General features: G+C 69.1%; 13 protein-coding genes and 1 pseudogene. 3 read left to right on the forward strand and 11 right to left on the reverse strand.

What is annotated here, in order from left to right; all coding sequences use genetic code 11:
• From ACILRB_RS15120 to ACILRB_RS15160, 9 genes are all read right to left on the reverse strand, one after another.
• Window positions 1-2,626 (reverse strand): valine--tRNA ligase (locus tag ACILRB_RS15120; protein ID WP_395667125.1); only part of this gene is annotated, 2,626 nt, incomplete at its 3' end.
• Window positions 2,627-2,845: 219 nt separating this feature from the next.
• Complete coding sequence (locus tag ACILRB_RS15125; protein WP_395667126.1) at window positions 2,846-3,166, reverse strand: PopZ family protein; 321 nt, start codon at window positions 3,164-3,166, stop codon at window positions 2,846-2,848.
• 233 nt (window positions 3,167-3,399) lie between these two features.
• The gene (locus ACILRB_RS15130; RefSeq protein WP_395667127.1) at window positions 3,400-4,833 is read right to left on the reverse strand and encodes a TolC family outer membrane protein; all 1,434 of its coding nucleotides are present in this window, start codon (window positions 4,831-4,833) and stop codon (window positions 3,400-3,402) included.
• A 118-nt stretch (window positions 4,834-4,951) separates the two neighbouring features.
• Window positions 4,952-5,653 carry a protein-L-isoaspartate O-methyltransferase gene (locus ACILRB_RS15135; RefSeq protein ID WP_395667128.1) on the reverse strand — a complete coding sequence of 234 codons (702 nt, stop codon included), beginning with the start codon at window positions 5,651-5,653 and terminating at the stop codon, window positions 4,952-4,954.
• Window positions 5,654-5,821: 168 nt separating this feature from the next.
• Window positions 5,822-6,358, reverse strand: a complete 537-nt coding sequence (locus tag ACILRB_RS15140) for a hypothetical protein (protein WP_395667129.1) — start codon at window positions 6,356-6,358, stop codon at window positions 5,822-5,824.
• A 246-nt stretch (window positions 6,359-6,604) separates the two neighbouring features.
• Complete coding sequence (gene tsf / locus ACILRB_RS15145) at window positions 6,605-7,537, reverse strand: translation elongation factor Ts (protein ID WP_395667130.1); 933 nt, start codon at window positions 7,535-7,537, stop codon at window positions 6,605-6,607.
• A gap of 37 nt (window positions 7,538-7,574) precedes the next feature.
• Window positions 7,575-8,600: a 30S ribosomal protein S2 gene (locus ACILRB_RS15150; RefSeq protein ID WP_395667131.1), complete on the reverse strand. Its 1,026-nt coding sequence runs from the start codon at window positions 8,598-8,600 to the stop codon at window positions 7,575-7,577.
• A 218-nt stretch (window positions 8,601-8,818) separates the two neighbouring features.
• Window positions 8,819-9,094, reverse strand: a complete 276-nt coding sequence (locus tag ACILRB_RS15155) for a DMT family protein (RefSeq protein WP_395667132.1) — start codon at window positions 9,092-9,094, stop codon at window positions 8,819-8,821.
• An 86-nt stretch (window positions 9,095-9,180) separates the two neighbouring features.
• Entirely contained in the window at window positions 9,181-10,878 is a 1,698-nt protein-coding gene (locus tag ACILRB_RS15160) for a hypothetical protein (RefSeq protein WP_395667133.1), read from the reverse strand.
• A 209-nt stretch (window positions 10,879-11,087) separates the two neighbouring features.
• Between ACILRB_RS15160 and ACILRB_RS15165 the strand changes: the two genes are divergently transcribed.
• Complete coding sequence (locus ACILRB_RS15165) at window positions 11,088-12,572, forward strand: FAD-linked oxidase C-terminal domain-containing protein (RefSeq protein WP_395667134.1); 1,485 nt, start codon at window positions 11,088-11,090, stop codon at window positions 12,570-12,572.
• A gap of 259 nt (window positions 12,573-12,831) precedes the next feature.
• Here ACILRB_RS15165 and ACILRB_RS15170 read toward each other — a convergent pair whose 3' ends face one another.
• Both ACILRB_RS15170 and ACILRB_RS15175 read right to left on the reverse strand, forming a co-directional pair.
• A complete protein-coding gene (locus ACILRB_RS15170) occupies window positions 12,832-13,923 on the reverse strand; it encodes a helix-turn-helix transcriptional regulator (protein WP_395667135.1) in 1,092 nt (363 codons plus the stop codon).
• 111 nt (window positions 13,924-14,034) lie between these two features.
• On the reverse strand, window positions 14,035-15,681 hold the full coding sequence (locus ACILRB_RS15175; RefSeq protein WP_395667136.1) for a hypothetical protein: 1,647 nt from the start codon (window positions 15,679-15,681) through the stop codon (window positions 14,035-14,037).
• 304 nt (window positions 15,682-15,985) lie between these two features.
• Between ACILRB_RS15175 and rpsO the strand changes: the two genes are divergently transcribed.
• Both rpsO and ACILRB_RS15185 read left to right on the forward strand, forming a co-directional pair.
• Window positions 15,986-16,255 (forward strand): 30S ribosomal protein S15, encoded by a 270-nt coding sequence (gene rpsO, locus ACILRB_RS15180; RefSeq protein ID WP_395667137.1) that lies wholly within the window; start codon window positions 15,986-15,988, stop codon window positions 16,253-16,255.
• 413 nt (window positions 16,256-16,668) lie between these two features.
• Window positions 16,669-17,162 (forward strand): annotated as a pseudogene (locus tag ACILRB_RS15185) (polyribonucleotide nucleotidyltransferase); the annotation flags it as partial.

The following is a 17,162-nucleotide window of genomic DNA, read 5'->3' on the forward strand; positions in this document are numbered from 1 at the left end:
CCTCTTCGGGCGCTCGCGCCACGAAATCGGCGTTGGCGAGCTTGGCGGCGATCTTCTTCGCCTCCGCCCCGCATTTGCCGATCTCCTTGGCGAGCCGCGCCTTTTCGGCCGAAAAATCGATCACCCCGGCGAGCGGCAGCGCCGCGGCGGCGCCGCGCACGATGAATTGCGCCGCCTCGCCCGGCGCTTCGGCCGCAAAGGACACGCCCGAAAGGCGCGCCAGCCGGCGCAGGGTCTCGTCCCAGAGGCGCGCGCGCGCCTCGACCTCCGCCGCCGCCGCCACCAGCACGAGCGGAATCTGCGCGCCGGCCGGCGCGTTCATCTCGGAGCGCACCGACCGGATTTCCGAAATGAGCTCGATGAGCCAGCCGATCTCGGCCTCGGCCCGCGGCGCCTCGAGCCCCGCAAGATCGGGCCATGCGGCGAGCGCCAGCACGCTCGCGCGCGGGCGCCCGGGCGGCGCCTTGACCGCCCAGAGCTCCTCGGTGAGGAAGGGCATGAAAGGATGCAGCAGCTTCAAAATCTGGTCGAAGACGAAGGCCGTGGTCGCCCGCGTCTCGTCCTTGGCCGCGCCGTCCTCGCCCTGCAGCAGCGGCTTGGCGAGTTCGAGATGCCAGTCGCAGAAGACGTTCCACACGAAGCGATAGGCGGCGTTCGCCGCGTCGTTGAAGCGGTAGCCCTCGATCGCCGCCGCGGTCTCGGCGCAGGCCTTCGCGGCCTCGCCGAGAATCCACGCGTTGAGCGTCTCCTTCACGCCGCGCGGGTCGAAGCCGTCGACGAGGGCGCAGCCGTTGATCTCGGCGAAGCGCGCCGCGTTCCAGATCTTGGTCGCGAAATTGCGGTAGCCCTCGACGCGCTCTTTGGCGAGCTTCACGTCGCGCCCCTGCGCGGCCATCGCCGCCATGGTGAAGCGCAGCGCGTCGGCGCCATACTGGTCGATCAGCTCGAGCGGGTCGATGACGTTGCCTTTCGACTTCGACATCTTGGCGCCCCTGGCGTCGCGCACCAGGGCGTGGAGATAGACGTCGCGGAACGGGACCTCGCCCATGAAATGCAGGCTCATCATCATCATCCGGGCGACCCAGAAGAAAATGATGTCGAAGCCCGTGACGAGGACGCTGGTCGGATAGTAACGGGCGAGCTCCGGCGTCTCCTGCGGCCAGCCGAGCGTCGAGAACGGCCACAGCGCCGAAGAAAACCAGGTGTCGAGCACGTCCTCGTCGCGCGTCAGCGCGGTCGGCGCGCCATAATGGGCCTTCGCCGCCTCAAGCGCCTCGGCCTCGCTCGCCGCCACGAACGCCTTTCCGTCCGGCCCGTACCAGGCCGGGATCTGGTGGCCCCACCAGAGCTGGCGCGAGACGCACCAGGGCTCGATGTTCTCGAGCCAGTCGAAATAGGTCTTTTCCCAGTTTTTGGGGTGGAAGACGGTCTTGCCTTCGCGCACGGCGGCGAGCGCGGGCCCGGCCAGCGTCTTGGCGTCGACATACCACTGGTCGGTCAGCCAGGGCTCGATCACGGCGTTCGAGCGGTCGCCGTGCGGGACCATATGCGGATGCGGGTCGACGCCTTCGAGCAGGCCGCGCGCCTCCATCAGCGCCACGACTTTTTCACGCGCGGCCTCGCGGCTGAGGCCGTCGAGCGCCAGAATGTCGGGGTCGGGCGCGGCGCCCTGCGCGAAAGCCTCGTTTCCGGCGAGCGTCAGCTTCGCCTCGGCGTCGAGCACGTTGATGAGCCCGAGGCCGTGGCGGCGGCCGACCTCGAAATCGTTGAAGTCATGCGCCGGCGTGATCTTCACCGCGCCGGTCCCCTTTTCGGGGTCGGAGTAATCGTCGGCGACGATCGGAATGAGCCGGCCGACGAGCGGCAGACGCGCGCGCGCGCCATGCAGGCGCAGATAGCGTTCGTCGGCCGGATTGACGGCGATTCCCGTGTCGCCGAGCATGGTTTCGGGCCGCGTCGTCGCGACCGTGACGAATTCGCCGGTCTCGCGGCCGTCGCCGTCGACCAGCGGATATTTGAAGCGCCACAGGAAGCCCTTGGTCTCGACCTGCACAACCTCGAGGTCGGAAATGGCGGTGAGGAGCTTCGGGTCCCAGTTGACGAGGCGCTTGTCGCGATAGATCAGCCCCTCGCGGTGAAGCTGCACGAACACCTTGACGACGGCGGCCGAAAGCCCTTCGTCCATGGTGAAGCGCTCGCGCGACCAGTCGCAGGAGGCGCCGATGCGCTGGAGCTGCTCGGCGATGGCGCCGCCCGAGGCGGCCTTCCAGGTCCACACGCGCTCAAGGAATTTCGCGCGGCCGAGATCGCGCCGGCCGGGCTCGCCCTTCTCCGCGAGCTGGCGCTCGACGACCATCTGCGTGGCGATGCCGGCGTGGTCCATGCCCGGCTGCCAGAGCACGTCGTCGCCGCGCATGCGGCGGTAGCGGGCGAGCACGTCCTGCAGCGTCGCGTTGAGCGCATGGCCCATATGCAGCGAGCCGGTGACGTTGGGCGGCGGGATCACGATCGAGAAGGGCGGCGCGGCGGCGCGGTCGGCGCGGCCTGACCTGAAGGCGTCGGCCTCGCGCCAGAGCGCGGCGACGCGGCCTTCGACCGCAGCGGGATCGAAAGTCTTGTCCATCATCGAGACGTCGTTTCGTCGGCTAGGGCGTCCGGCCAAAGAGCCGCGGCTGTTCGGATGAGGCGGACGCGTCGGACCAATGGGTTGAGGCGCGCCGGCGAGCCTAGCGCGTCATTTCGCCGTCAGCGATGGCCCAGCCGCGCGCAAAAGGCAAGCGGGCCGCCGCGCGCGAGACGCAAAGGCAGCAAGAAAGAGCGCAGGCGCAGGCCGGGCTGCGGCCGCTCAGACGCCCTGCGCCGTCATGCGCTCGATCTCCTCGCGTACGAGCCGCTCGACGAGCGGCGGCAGATGCGCGTCGAGCCAGGCCGTGAGGAGCGGGCGCAGCTCCTCCCGCGTCATCGCCAAAATCACCTCGGACCGCTCGGCGAAACGGCTGGCGATCAGCGCATTGAAGGCGCCGGCGACGCTCGAGGCGGTCTCGCGCGAGGCGAGCGGCTCGTCGGACGGCGTCCGCGCGTCGGCGGCGGGCTCCGGGACCTCGCCGGCGAACAGCGCCTGGTCCTCGGCGATGATGCGGCGGATCGAGGCCAATATATCCTCCATGGACGGCTCCCGGGCGCGGGTTTCTGCGGAAGCCTCGACGGATTGGGCTGCGGTCATGCCCTGTCGCTCTCTGAAATCTGGACGGGCCTTGCGCCCCTGAACGCGCCGCCGACTCGCGACGCCGCCCGGCTTGACGTCGGCGAGGTTAGGCGCAGCCGCCCCCCGCTGGCAAGCCGCGAAAGCCGGCCTGCACAGCGAAAGAGGGCGTCAGGAGCGCGGCGACGCGGTGGGCGTCAGCGCCCGTCCGGCGTGCGCAGCCCGATCCATTTGTCGCGCACCTGATCGAAATGGACGGTCGGATCATAGGCCGCGACGTTGAGGCTGAGATTGGCCGCCGAAAGCTTGCCGATCGCCGCCATCACCGCATAGGAGGCGACGACCCGGTCGCGCTGCGCGGTGACCAGGCTGACGCGCGTGTTGAGCAGCACCTGCTGCTGGTAAAGGACGTCGAAGGTGGTGCGCTGGCCGACCTTCGCCTCCTCGCGCACGCCGTCGAGCGCGATTTCGGCGGCGCGCACCGCCGCCTGCGCCGACTGGATCACGGCGCGGGAGGTGTCGAGCTGGCCCCACGACGAGACCACCGCGGCGCGGACGTAATCGCGCTGCAGGTCGGCCTGCAGCCGGGCCTGCGACAGCTGCTCCTTGGCCTGGCGCACGCGCGCGTCGACGGAGCCGCCGGTGTAGATCGGCACGGTGAGCTGGCCGACGATGGCGCCGTTGAGGAGCGTGCCGTTGCGCGTGCCCTGATAATCGGTGAAGCGCTGCACGCTGCCGGTGATCGACAGATTGGGATAAAGCTCAGCCTCGATGATGCGGACCTGGGCCTCGGCGGAGTCGACCGCATGCAGAAACGCCTGAATCGCCGGATGCTCGCTGAGCGCCAGCGCGACCGCGGAGGTCTGCGACTTCGGCAGCAGCGCCTCGATGGTGCGCGCGGGCTCGAGCCGCGTCGGCTCGACGCCGATGATCTGGCGGAAGCTGGCGATGCTGGACTGGAGCAGCGCCTGCGCCGTGAAATATTCGGAGCGCGAATTGGCGAGGCTCGCCTCGGCCTGCGCGACGTCGGTGCGGGTCACCTCGCCGACGTTGAAGCGGTCGCGGGTCTGGCGCAGCTGCTCTTCGAGCACGGTGATGTTGTTGCGGCGCAGCTCGAGCACGGCGGTGTCGCGCAGCACGTTCATATAGGCGGTGGCGCCGCTCTGCAGGACGCTCTGCTCGGTGTTGCGCAGCTGCTCGCGGGAGCTCAGGACGCCTGATTCGGCCTGCCGGACCGAGTTCAGCGTGCGGTTCGCGTCGAACAGGTTCTGGCTCACGCTGACGCCGATCGTGCTCGGCGCGGTCACGCCGTTGAGGCGCGAGCCGGCCGAACGCAGGTCGAGATAATTGGCGCCGACCTGCCCGACGGCCGAGGCCTGCGGCCGCCAGCCGGCGCTCGCGCGCGGGATGTTTTCATCGGAGGCGCGCACGCCGGCGCGCTGCTGGTTGAGGTCCGGGTTGCCGACATAGGCGCGGGCGAGCGCGCTCGACATGGTTTCGGCGTCGGCGCCGGAAGCAAGACACAGCCAGCCGAACACGGCCGCAGCGGCGCTCCGGCGCGCCGCCCCGTGGCGTCGCGAACGGACGGTGCTGGTGGTGTGCGAGGCGTCGAACAAGCGCGTGATTCCCATCCTGTCGGCCGCGCCCCCTCGCGCGGCCCGCGACGTCGCCGCCGTCCCCACACGGCGGCGCTCAAGTTTATCGCCTGATTTGGGCGCAAAGCCGGCGCGGCTTTCGCCGATCGGCGGCTCAGGTGAACGTGAAGGCGTCGGCGGCCCGGAATTCCTCGAGCGTCGGATGCACGGCGTCGAACAGGATGCGCGCGCCGACCGCGCCGCCGGCGCGGTCGTGGCGCACGGCCTTCGACGAGCCGTCGTCGAGACGCTGGATGGCGACGAGCCGGCCGCCCTCCGCAAGCTGGTCGAGCAGCGGATCGAGACGGGCGGCGACGGCGCCGTCGACGAGAATGACGTCGAAAGGCGCCCTCGCCGACGCGCCGGCGACAAGCGGCGCCTCGATCACCTTGACCGCTCCGAGGCCGGCCGATTCGAGATTGGCGCGCAGCGCCGCGGCGAGGACGGAGTCGGATTCAAGCGCGGTCGTCTCGGCGGCGAGGCCGGCGACGAGCGCCGTGGAATAGCCCGGCGCGGCGGCGACCACCAAAACCCGGTCGGTCGGCTCGATCCGCGCGCCCTGGATGAGGCGGGCGAGCACCAGAGGCGGCAGCAGCGTGCGGCGCGCCCCGCCCTCTCCCTCGAGCGGCAGGGCGGCGTCGGAATAGGCGAGCGGGAACAGGCGTTCAGGAAGAAAACGCTCGCGCGGAACCTCGAGCATACGGGCGAGGACGGCGGCGTCCGTGACGTCGAAGGTCTTGATCTGGCGATCGACCATGGTGCGCCGCAGTTCGGCGGAAGGATCCGCCAGGGCCCCTGAAACGGCTTCGTCCTGCATATCGTCTATATCCTTGCCGTGTCTTCTCGAAGATATATGGCGCGCGCCAAAGCCTGTCCATGCGGACCGCCGGCGGCCTGAAGCATTCTTGCGCAGGTGTGGCTTTCGCAACGCATGCGGCGCAAAAAACGGGACGGCGCGAGAATCGCCCCGACGCGCCGGCGCGCCCTACTCCGCCGGCTTCAGGCGCGCGTTACATTGACTGTAATAGCCGCCGCCCTTCGAGATCCAGCGCAAGCCGCCGTTGGAGTCGGTCGCCTTGTTGGCGTGGTACTGGTCGAGGCAGGTCTTGCGGCGCGCGACGCCCGGTTTTTCATTGGCGTAGGACGAAGACACCGCCGTCGGGAAGACCGCCGCGCCGCCTGCGCCCGTCGCCGCCGCGGACGGCCGGCCCGGCGCGGGCCTGGCGGCGGCGGGCGCCGGGGGAGACGCCGGGGCCGGAGAGGCCGGAGCCGCCGTCGGAGCTGGCGCAGGGGGCGCTTCGGGGGCGGCGCCCCGCGCTTCGGCCGCGCATCGGCTGTAGAACTGCGGCCAGGTCAGGCCGCCGAGCGTCCCGCCCGCCTTGGCCGCCTGGTATTTCTCGGAGCAGGCGGAGCGGACCGACTGGGCCGAGGCGGGCGCTGCGGCGAAAGCGGCGGCGGCGAGGCCAAAGGCGGCGACGGCGGCGAGCCGGCCGGCATGAACGCGCAAGGCTGCAGGAAACATGGATTCGCTCCCTTGAACGGCGGAGCGGCCGCGCGCCGCCCTGCGCGCGCATGCGATTCGCGACGTCCGCCGACGACGGCGACTGTCACGCGAATCCGCCGAAGCGTCAATTTCGACGTGCGTGCGCCGGCGCCCGGCGCGAGGGAACGAGACGCCGCGCGAAGGCGCGAAGAAAAGAGAAGGCGCAAAGAAAAAGGCCGCCCGCGCTGAAGCGGACGGCCTTCAAAAGACAGACGGCGAAACGCGTCAGAGCTGGCCGCTGGCGGCGGCGGCGACTTCGGCGGCGAAGTCGCTCTCCTGCTTCTCGACGCCCTCGCCAAGAGCGAAGCGCACGAAGCCCGCGAGCTTGACCGGCGCGCCGGCCGCCTTCTCGGAGTCCTTGACGACCTGGCCGATGGTCTTACCCGCGTGCTCGGCGTGGATCGAGGGCTGGTCGATCAGGCAGACCTCCTTGTAATAGGTCTTGAGGCCCGATTCGACGATCTTCTCGAGCACGTTGGCCGGCTTGCCGGCGTTCTTGTCGGCGAGCACGGCCTTTTCGCGCTCGACCACCGCCGGATCGAGCTGCGACGAGTCGAGCGCGAGCGGGGCGGTCGCCGCCACATGCAGGGCGATGAGGCGGGCGAGGCCCTGAAGGGCGATGGCGTCGCCCTCGGAGTCGAGCGCGACGATGACGCCGATCTTGCCGAGCCCGTCCGCCACGGCGTTATGCACATACTGGCCGACCACGCCCTTCGCGACGCCGAGCCTGGCGGCGCGGCGCAGGGTCATGTTCTCGCCGATGGTCGCGACGGAGCTGGCGATGGCGTCGGCGACCGTGCCGCCGCCCGGGTAATGGGCGCCCTTGATCGCCTCGACGTCGTCGAGCCCCTTCTCGACCGCGACGAGGGCGATGGTCCGGGCGAGCGCCTGGAACTCCTCGTTGCGGGCGACGAAGTCGGTCTCGGAGTTGACCTCGACGACGACGCCCTTGGTGTCATGGACGGCGACGGCGACGAGGCCTTCGGCGGCGACGCGGCCGGACTTCTTGGCGGCCTTCGACAGGCCCTTCTTGCGCAGCCAGTCGATCGCCGCCTCGACGTCGCCTTCGGTTTCGTTCAGGGCGGTCTTGCAATCCATCATGCCGGCGCCGGTCTTCTCGCGAAGATCCTTCACCATTGCCGCCGTAACGCTCGCCATAATCTCTTTCCTTGTGAATAAAGCGTCAGCGCGCCGTTCAGGCCGTCACGAGGCCGCGGGCCAGATTGACCCAGCCGTCGCGCTCGATGCGGCCGCCGAGCTTGAGATCCTGGTCCGCCTTGGCGGCCTCTTCCGGGGTCATGGCGGCGATCTGCCAGAAATGGAAGATGCCGGCGTCGTTCAGCTTCTTGACGATCTGCGGGCCGATGCCCGGCAGCTTGCCGAGATCGTCGGGCGCGCCGCGCGGCGCGGTGAGAAGCTCGAACGCCTCGGCCGGGGCCTCGAAGGCTTCGGCCTCGACGACGGCGCCTTCGGCCGGCAGCTCTTCCGGCAGCGGCTCGACCGCCTCGCCGAAATCGACGCCCGAATCGCCCTGGCTGCGGGCGATGCCGTCGAGCGCGGCGCGGGCGATCAGGTCGCAATAGAGCGCGATGGCGCGGCCGGCGTCGTCATTGCCCGGAATCGGGAAGGTGATGCCGTCAGGGTCGCAATTGGTGTCGAGGATCGCCGCCACCGGAATATGAAGGCGCTCGGCCTCCTTGATGGCGAGCTGCTCCTTGTTGGTGTCGATGACGAAGATGAGGTCCGGCAGGCCGCCCATCTCCTTGATGCCGCCGAGCGCCTTTTCGAGCTTGTCGCGCTCGCGCGACATCATCAGGCGCTCTTTCTTGGTGAGGCCCGAGGCGCCGGTCTGCAGCGTGTCCTCGACCTTGCGCAGACGCTGGATCGAGGCCGAAATGGTCTTCCAGTTGGTCAGCATGCCGCCGAGCCAGCGCGAATTGATGTAATATTGCGCGCAGCGATGCGCCGCCTCGGCGATGGCGTCCTGGGCCTGGCGCTTGGTTCCGACGAACAGCACGCGCCCGCCGCGCGACACCGTGTCCGACACCGCCTTCAGCGCCTGGTGCAGCAGCGGCACCGTCTGGGCGAGGTCGATGATATGGATGTTGTTGCGCACGCCGAAGATGTAGGGCTCCATCTTCGGATTCCAGCGATGCGACTGGTGGCCGAAATGGGCGCCCGAATCGAGCAGGTTGCGCATGGTGAAGTCAGGCAGCGACATGGTTCAGATCTCCGGTTGAGCCGCCGCGGATCGTTTGGGCGCTTCTCCGGTCCGGACTCTCTCCCGACAATAGAAAAACGCCACCGGAAGCGGCCCTTCATTCAGGGTCGCGCGATCCGCGTGTGGAATGGACGCGCTTATAGGGCTGCGCGCGCGTGAACGCAAGACGGCGTCCGCGCCCGACATCCGCGCCCATCATGCGCGCCCATCATGCGCGCTCATGAACGGCTCGACCCCTTGAAGACGAAAAAGGCGCCGAGCCCGATCAGGGCGAAGCCGACCAGATGGCCAATGGCGATCTTTTCGCCGAGGCGCAAGATCGCGCAGACGATGAACACGCACGGCGTGACCGCCTCCTGCGTGACCTTGAGCTCGGCGCCCGAAGAGACCGCGCCGCCGATCCGGTTCGCCGGACCGGCGAGGCCGTGTTCGACGCACGCGATGGACCGGCAAAGCTGCCGGACCGGCTGGACGCGCTCAGGCATCGTCGGCATGGACTGGGGTTCGCGCGCCCGCCGCGCGGCGTCGGCAGGCGCGCCGTCTCAAGCCCGAGGCCGGCTGCGGCCAAGCGCGGCCGGCGCTAGAACGGGAAATAGCGCAGGCTGCCCAGCACCATGCTGTCGTCGGCCTTGGCCGTGCCGCCGACGCCGTTGAACGAGGCCTTCTGCGTGTAGGAATATTGCAGCCCGGCGCGCAGCTGGCCGAACGAGCCCTGGTAGATCTTGTCCCAGAAGCCGCCGGTGATCTGCCGGACGTAGCGGATGTTGCCGTTGCAGACGGTCGAGCCCAGCGTCCAGCAGCCGGCGTTGGAGAACAGCGGATTGCCGAGGCCGAACGGGTTCGCGGCCCCGTTGACGTAGCTCGTCGAATAGGTCGGGCGCTGCGTCTCCTGCCCCGCATAGACGTAGACGTCGAGCGCGGCCAGCGGATGCGCGACGAGCCCTGCGAGCAGCATGGTCTCGCCGACGGGCGCGATCCCGCCGTTCCAGTTGAAGGTCACGTCCGGCAGCTGGCCCGTCCCGTAGCGGCCGACGCCCGTTCCGGCCATGCCCGAAAACTGGAGTTCGAGCATTTTGGGGAGGATCGAGACCTGGATCGAGCCGCCGCCGCCGCCGCCCGACACGTTATGGCTGGCGTTGTTCACCTGGTAGTAGAAGCTGCGATACAGCCCGAACCCTTCGACATGGACGTCGTGGCCGGCGAGATTGACGTCCCAGGCGGCCTTGCCGATGACGTCCGGCACATGGTTGAGCGAGAGCGCGTTGGCCGAGTTGAACAGCGACCCGCCGACCGGAAGCGCGTTGTAGACGAGGCTCGACGGCAGCGTCGTCGCCGTCGTTCCGACCGTCGTGTAGCCGCCGAAGGTGGTCGCCGGGTTTTCAGCCGAGACGCCGGCCCAGAAGCCGCCGCCGAACTCCTTGACCAGCCGAAGCTGCGGCGTGCGCGCCCAGACGAAGCCCGGCACATATTGCGCGTCGATGACGAGCGGGATGTTCTCCTGCCGCGGCATGATCCCCTTCGCGTCGGCGGTCGCGAGCGACCAGCTCTGGCCGGCGAGGAGATGCAGGCCCCAGGCGTCCCAGTCGGCCGCCGCGTACATCTGGCGCAGGCGGAAATTGTAGGAGTTGCTCTCGTTGGAGTTCGCCGTCTGCGCCGCGCCGAGGAAATCCGCCTCCATGTAGCCCGAAAGATGGGTCTGCGGATCGACGTCGCCCTTCACGAGCAGAATGGCGCGGCTGTGGCGCGACGAGATGCGGAACTCGTTGGACTGACCCGAGCGCACGTTCGGATAGGGGATGTTCTGGAACGGCGTCGACATGTCCGCGCCGATGAAGCGGCTGCGATAGACGCCTTCGAGCGCGAAGAAGCCGCCGGGCGTGATGCTGACGCCGTTGATGAACAGGCTCGGCGCGCCGGTCGTCGGCATGCCGGTGATCGCCGCATGCGTCGCGGCGTTTCCATAGGCCGGCGCGCCGCTCAGCGGCGCGATGGCGACGCTCGGCAGAACGACGCCTCCTGACGCCGCGACGGGCGTCGGCGCGCCGGCCGCGCCCGGCTTCGGCGCGGAGGCTTTCAGCGCGGCCGTCTCGCGGCGGCGCTCGCGACTCTGCGCCTCGACCTTGGCTTCGAGCCGTTTCAGCTGCGCCTTGAGCAGGCGGATTTCATCTTCCGTGTCGCCCGCGAAAGCTGGCCGCGCCACGCCGGCGAGACAGCCGAGCGTGAGCGCGAGCAGGACCGGCCCGCGCCCGCGTCGAGCGGCGAAGGTGTTGTTAGACATGAGAGAGCAGCTCCGGAAACGGCGTTCATCCGCCGTGCGGCGCTCTGCTAGGCGCTCCACATGTCACGTGGACGACATTGATTTATTTGATTTTTAAAAATTATTTTAGTTTTCGCAAAACACTGACGCATAAATTGAGGCTTGACGGCGATCGGGTTCGTGCGCCGCCGTGCGGCCGGCGCCATAATGACGTTTCAAGGAGCGGACCCATGCATCTCGACGTCGATCAATCCATCATGTCGCGCCAGGCGGAGATCGTCGCCGCCCTGAAGACGCTCGCGCCGGGCGAAAGCGTGATCGACGCCGAGATCGGCCGGCGCCCCTATGAGAGCGACGGCTTCACCGCCTACGCCAACCTGCCGCTCGCGGTCGTGCTGCCTTCGACCGTCGGCGAGCTGCAGGCCGTGCTGAAATATTGCTACGAGAACGGCGTGAAGGTCGTGCCGCGCGGCGCCGGCACCTCGCTTTCGGGCGGCGCGCTGCCGCTCCAGGACGCGGTGCTGATCTCGATGATGAAGTTCAACCGCGTGAAGTCGATCGACTTCGACAATCGCGTCGCCGTGGTCGAGCCCGGCGTGACCAACGCCGCCATCAGCCGCGCCGTCGACCACGCCGGCTTCTATTACGCCCCCGACCCCTCCTCGCAGATCGCCTGCTCCATCGGCGGCAACGTGGCCGAGAATTCGGGCGGCGTGCACTGCCTCAAATACGGCCTCACCACCAACAATGTGCTCGGCGTCGAGATGGCGCTGATGACCGGCGAGATCGTGCGCCTCGGCGGCGCCTTCCTCGACGCCGAGGGCTTCGACCTGCTCGGCCTCGTCGTCGGCTCGGAAGGCATGCTCGGCGTCGTCACCGAAGTGACCGTGCGCCTGCTGCGCAAGCCCGAATGCGCGCGGGCGCTGCTCATCGCCTTCGACTCGAGCGAGGCCGGCGGGGCCTGCGTCGCCGACGTCATCGCCGCCGGGATCATCCCGGGCGGCATGGAGATGATGGACAATCCGGCCATCCAGGCGGCCGAGGATTTCGTCAACGTCGGCTATCCGCGCGACGCCGCGGCCATGCTGATCGTCGAGATCGACGGCCCGCCGGTCGAGGTCGACCATCTGACCGGCCTCGTCGAGCAGATCGCGCTGCGGCACGGCGCGACGCAGTGCCGGATCTCGCAGTCGGAGGCCGAGCGCCTCGCCTTCTGGGCCGGGCGCAAGGCGGCGTTCCCGGCGGTCGGCCGGCTCTCGCCCGACTATCTGTGCATGGACGGCACGATTCCGCGCAGGGAGCTGCCGAAGGTCCTCGCCGGCATCGCCGAGCTGTCGAAAAAGCACGGTCTGCGCGTCGCCAACGTCTTCCACGCCGGAGACGGCAATCTGCACCCGCTGATCCTCTATGACGCCAACCAGCCGGGCGAGCTTCAGGCCGCCGAGGATTTCGGCGCCGACATCTTGCGCCTCTGCGTCAAGGTCGGCGGCGTCCTGACCGGCGAGCATGGCGTCGGCGTCGAGAAGCGCGACCTGATGCCCGAGATGTTCGACGCGGTCGACCTCGACCAGCAGATCCGCGTCAAATGCGCCTTCGACGAAAAACAGCTGCTCAATCCGGGCAAGGTGTTTCCGCAGCTCCACCGCTGCGCCGAAATGGGCTTCATGCATGTGAGCGGCGGCGCCCTGCCCTTCCCCGACCTGCCGCGATTCTGAAGGCGGCCCGCCTGGCGTCCGCCGAAGCGGTTGAGCGCGCCTGCGCAAGGTCGGGCGACGCTCATGGGGCTTCGTCCGGCGGGCGGCGCATGGCGAACGCCCCCCCCCCCCGCAAATGAGGGTTTCCGTCCTGCGAAATTCAGACGAGCGTCCGTCAGGCATAGGGCGCCCGCACATCACTCAAAAATCACAAGAACCAGTTTATTGCGGCGGGCGTTCTATGCGCTCTTCATGAGCTCCTTTTCAGCGCGGGCCGGAGTCAGCTGCGTAGCCGCGCGAGCAGCGCGACGAGTTCGGCCTGCCGGTGCGTTCCCGTCTTCAGAAAAATCGCCTTGAGATAAGAGCGCGCCGTTTCATAGGTGAGCCCGCTCTCGCGCGCGACGGCGGCGAGAGAACGTCCCGACAGCATGGCGCGCGCGAGCCGCGCCTCCGCCGGCGTCAGGCCGAAGGCCGCCCTGAACGTCGCCAGCATCTGCTGCCGGGTCGGCGCCTCCTGTTCGAAGATCACCACGAAAGAGGCGGACGCGAAAGGATAGCGCGCCACGGCGCCGACGTGGACGATGCGCAGCACATGCCTTTCGCCGGCCCTGTCGCGCACGCAGACGACGCCGGGCGCGTTGAGGCGCGAGGAGGAAAAGGCTTCGGCCAGAGCGGCGTCGAAGGCCGTCTGGCTCGCGCCGTCGTGGAATTTGAGCCGCCCGTCCGTGACGTCCAGCGCGCGGCCGACCATCTCCCCGCCCGGGCCGTTCGTCTCCAGCAGTTCGCCGTTCTCGTCGAGGAGGATGCACGGGCGGCCAATCACTTCGAGCGCCTGGACGAGCCCTTCGACGCGCGCATGGCCAAGCTTGGCGGCGATGGTCGCCGGCCCGGAAATGGCGGGCAAAAAGCTGCGCAGGGCCTCGACCTCATGCGGCTGAAACGGCCCCTGCGAGGCGCTGCGATGAATCGAGACGCCCCAGACCCCGCCGGCCTCGGCGCCGCGGTCGAGCGGCAGGCCGACGAACCAGCGCAGGTTATGGCGCGCCAGAAAATCCTCGTAAAACGCCGAATGGCGCATTTCCCGCCGCGAGATGAAGTCCTGATCGACGACCGCGCCGCTGGCGACGCCGATCGCCACGGCGCGCGTGCGCTCGTCCTGCTCGCGCCAGCCGCCGCGCACATAGTCCTCGATCACCTCGAGAAGCTCGGGCGAGGCGAGCTCGCGCCGCGGTCGCGCCCTGCCGGAGAAGATCGCCGCGCTCGACGCGCCGACGCTATGGCCAAGCGCCTGCAGCGCTTCGGGCCACACGTCAGGATCAAAGGCGGCCTGCCGCAGCTTTTCGGCGAGAGAACCCAGCTTCCAGTCGGTCATGAACGAAGCAGACGCAATTCAAATGAAACAAACAATTCAAATTTGACGGCGCCATCATAATTCGACTTCTTTCAGGCGTCCAAGCCCGAAATGCGCCGCTTGCGCCGCGATTTATGCGGCCTCGCCGCGGCGCGCGTCGAGAATATTGCGCCGCGCCGCCTCCGCCGCGGCAAGATGCTCGGCGTCGCCGCTTTCGCGCAGCAGGGCGATGGCGTCCTCGACATGGGCCAGAGCCTCGTCGAGAAGAGCGTCGTCGCGCGCGCCGGTCCACGAGAGCCCCAGCGCATAAGCCAGATTGATCTCGATCCTGGCGACCTCCTGCGGCGTGATCGCGTCGCGGACCTTGAGCGCGCCGCGATAGGCCTCCGCCGCGCGGGCGAGCAGGTCGGCGCCATATTCGGGGTTGGTCTCGGCCTCATGTTCGCCGAGCGACAGAAGCGAATCGCCGAGGCCGACGCTCGTCGCGGCGTATTGGGCCGGGTCGGTTTCGGCGGAGCGGCCCTCGAGCGCATGTTGAAACGCCTCGACGGCGAGCTTCAGCGGCTTCGCGCCATAATCGCCCTCGCGATGCTCATGCTCGGCGAGCGCTTCGAGCGCGACGCCGAGGCTGTTCTGGATCTGGGCCCATTCCTGCGGCGCGATCTCACGCCGCAGTTCGCCGAGCGCGGCCTGATAGGCGGCGATCGCCTCGCGCAGCGTGTCGCCGTCGCCCGTGTGGGCGCCGATGACGGCGAGCGCGTCGCCGAGGCCGCCCTGGGTCATCGCCCAGAGGTCCGGCGCCGCCTCGCGCGTCCAGGCGCTCAGCGCCGCGCGATAGGCGTCCGCCGCCGGCTGCAGCCGTTCGACGCCGCTGTCGAAGTCGGCGAGACGACGCAGCGCCTCGCCCAGATTGTGCTGCGCCCGCGCCCATTCGAACGGCGTGGCGCGCCGCGTCCATTCCTCGAGCGCGGCCTGATAGGACTGGACGGCGTCCTCGACGAGGCGCGGCTCGGCGGCGGCGAGGCCGCCCGCGAGCAGCGCGTCGCCGCGATGCATCTGCGTCTGCGCCCAGGCGTGCGGCGCGGCGCGGCGCGGCGCGAGCTCAAGAGCCTTGTCATAGACGGCGAGCGCCGGGCCGATGCTGTCGGCGTTGCCCTTGACGGTGGCGTCGCCGACGAGCGCGCGCGCCTGCTCGATGCGCAGGCGCCATTCCTGCCCCCTCGCCTCCTCTTCGCCGACCTGAGACACGAGCGTCGCGGCGACGTCGTAATTCTCGGCGGCGCCGCGATAGTCGAGCTTGATCTGGTCGATCACCGCCGCCGCCGTATAAAGCCTCGCCTCGCGCTTGGCCTGGTCGGGGCCGACGCCGCGCGGATCGCGCCCGTTGCGCAGGGCCGCGCGCGCGGCGGCGAAATCGCCCGCGTCGACGAGCGCCAGCGCGGCCGGACAGGCGTCGGCGAGACGGGTGCGCAGCTTGGCCAGCATGTCGATCGCCTGGCCGAGACGGCGCTCGAACTGCGTCGCGTCGAGGTTTTCGGCCTGGAGCATGGCCGCGACCGCCTCCCGGCTCGCAGCCGTCACCCCGTCGCGTTCCGCGTCGGTCGGGGGCGAGGCTTCGCCATAGGAGTCCGGAAGGGCGCGCATCAGCCGTCGCGCCCCCCAGAATCCGACAAGAAGGACAAATCCGCTCCCAAGGACGAGCGCGAGGAACGACCTGTTGTCGGGGCTCATCAGGTCATGCGTCGCCGCCGCGAAGAAATCGGCGCCGGAACCGAACATGGAAGCGCTCCCGTCATGGGCGTCGGCGCGGCTGCGCTGCGACGCAAAAGATCCTTGGCGATGTTTCTCGCCTTCAGCTTAGAAAGCGCTTTGCAAATCGCCTCGAATGCTGACGATCGGGCGGGCGCGTCGGCGCCCCGGCCGCGCTTTCTTTCGGCGCGCTTTGTGCGTATAAGGTCGACGCGCGCCAAAGCGCGCCCCAGACACGCGACCGCGCTGGACGACATCCCGGCGCGGCTGCGCTTTGGGTTTGGGCCCTCTTCCCCTGACGCTCCGGCCCGCCAACCCCGCAGAAAGGCTCACGATGTCGATCACGTCCGAGCGCAAGCAGGCGCTCCTGAAAGAATACGCCCTCAAGCCCGACGACACGGGCTCGCCCGAAGTGCAGGTCGCGATCCTCACGGAGCGCATCTCGAACCTCACCGAGCACTTCAAGACCCACGTCAAGGACAACCATTCCCGCCGCGGCCTGCTGAAGCTCGTGTCGCAGCGGCGCCAGCTTCTCGACTATGTCAAGAAGCGCGACGAGCCGCGCTATCGCGCCCTGATCGAACGCCTCGGCATCCGCCGCTAGGCTCAATCCCGCCGGCGGCGGCGGCCCGACGGCCCTCGCCTCCGGCCGCGCGCGGACGCCCTCGAAACGGGCCCGGGCGCCTGCTATATATTTGGAATTGACGCTTGAGCCGCTCATCGGCGCGCTCCGGCCGGACGTCTGGAGCGGCGCGACGCCCGGGCGCGGGCGCGGGAGCCAGGGTTCGAGCGTCGTCCGCGACGGCCGCGCTCCGTTTTTCAAGCGACTCGCTTGTTTTCTTCACGCGAATCGCTCGGCGCGCCGTCTTCTCGGCGGCGGCATGGGGCCGCCGCTCCGCCGGCGAAGCGCCCGCCACGGCAGGATCGCCAGAGGCTGCCCGCCACCGCAGCCTCTCGCCGTCTTGCTTTGGCCGCGTCTTCGCCTGTCATGCACGCCAGACGCAAGAAAGATGCTGAATGTTTGAAATCCATCGTGAAACGCTCGACTGGGCCGGACGCAAGCTGACCCTCGAGACCGGGCGGATCGCCCGCCAGGCCGACGGCGCCGTGTTCGCCAGCTATGGCGAGACCACCGTTCTCGCGACCGTCGTCTCGGCGCGGGCTCCAAAGCCCGGCGTCGACTTCTTCCCGCTCACCGTCAACTACCAGGAGAAGGCGTTCGCCGCCGGCCGCATCCCCGGCGGCTATTTCAAGCGCGAAGGCCGCCCCTCCGAGAAAGAGACTCTGGTCTCCCGCCTGATCGACCGGCCGATCCGCCCCCTCTTCCCCGACGGCTACCGCAACGACACGCAGGTCGTCGTCACCGTCCTCTCGCATGACCTCGAGAACGACCCCGACATCCTCGCCATGGTCGCGACCTCGGCGGCGCTGACGCTGTCCGGCGTGCCCTTCATGGGCCCGGTCGGCGCGGCCCGCGTCGGCTATGTCGGCGGCGCGCTGAAGCTCAACCC

The sequence above is a fragment of the Methylocella sp. genome (genome assembly GCF_044226135.1).
Taxonomy (GTDB): Bacteria; Pseudomonadota; Alphaproteobacteria; order Rhizobiales; family Beijerinckiaceae; genus Methylocapsa.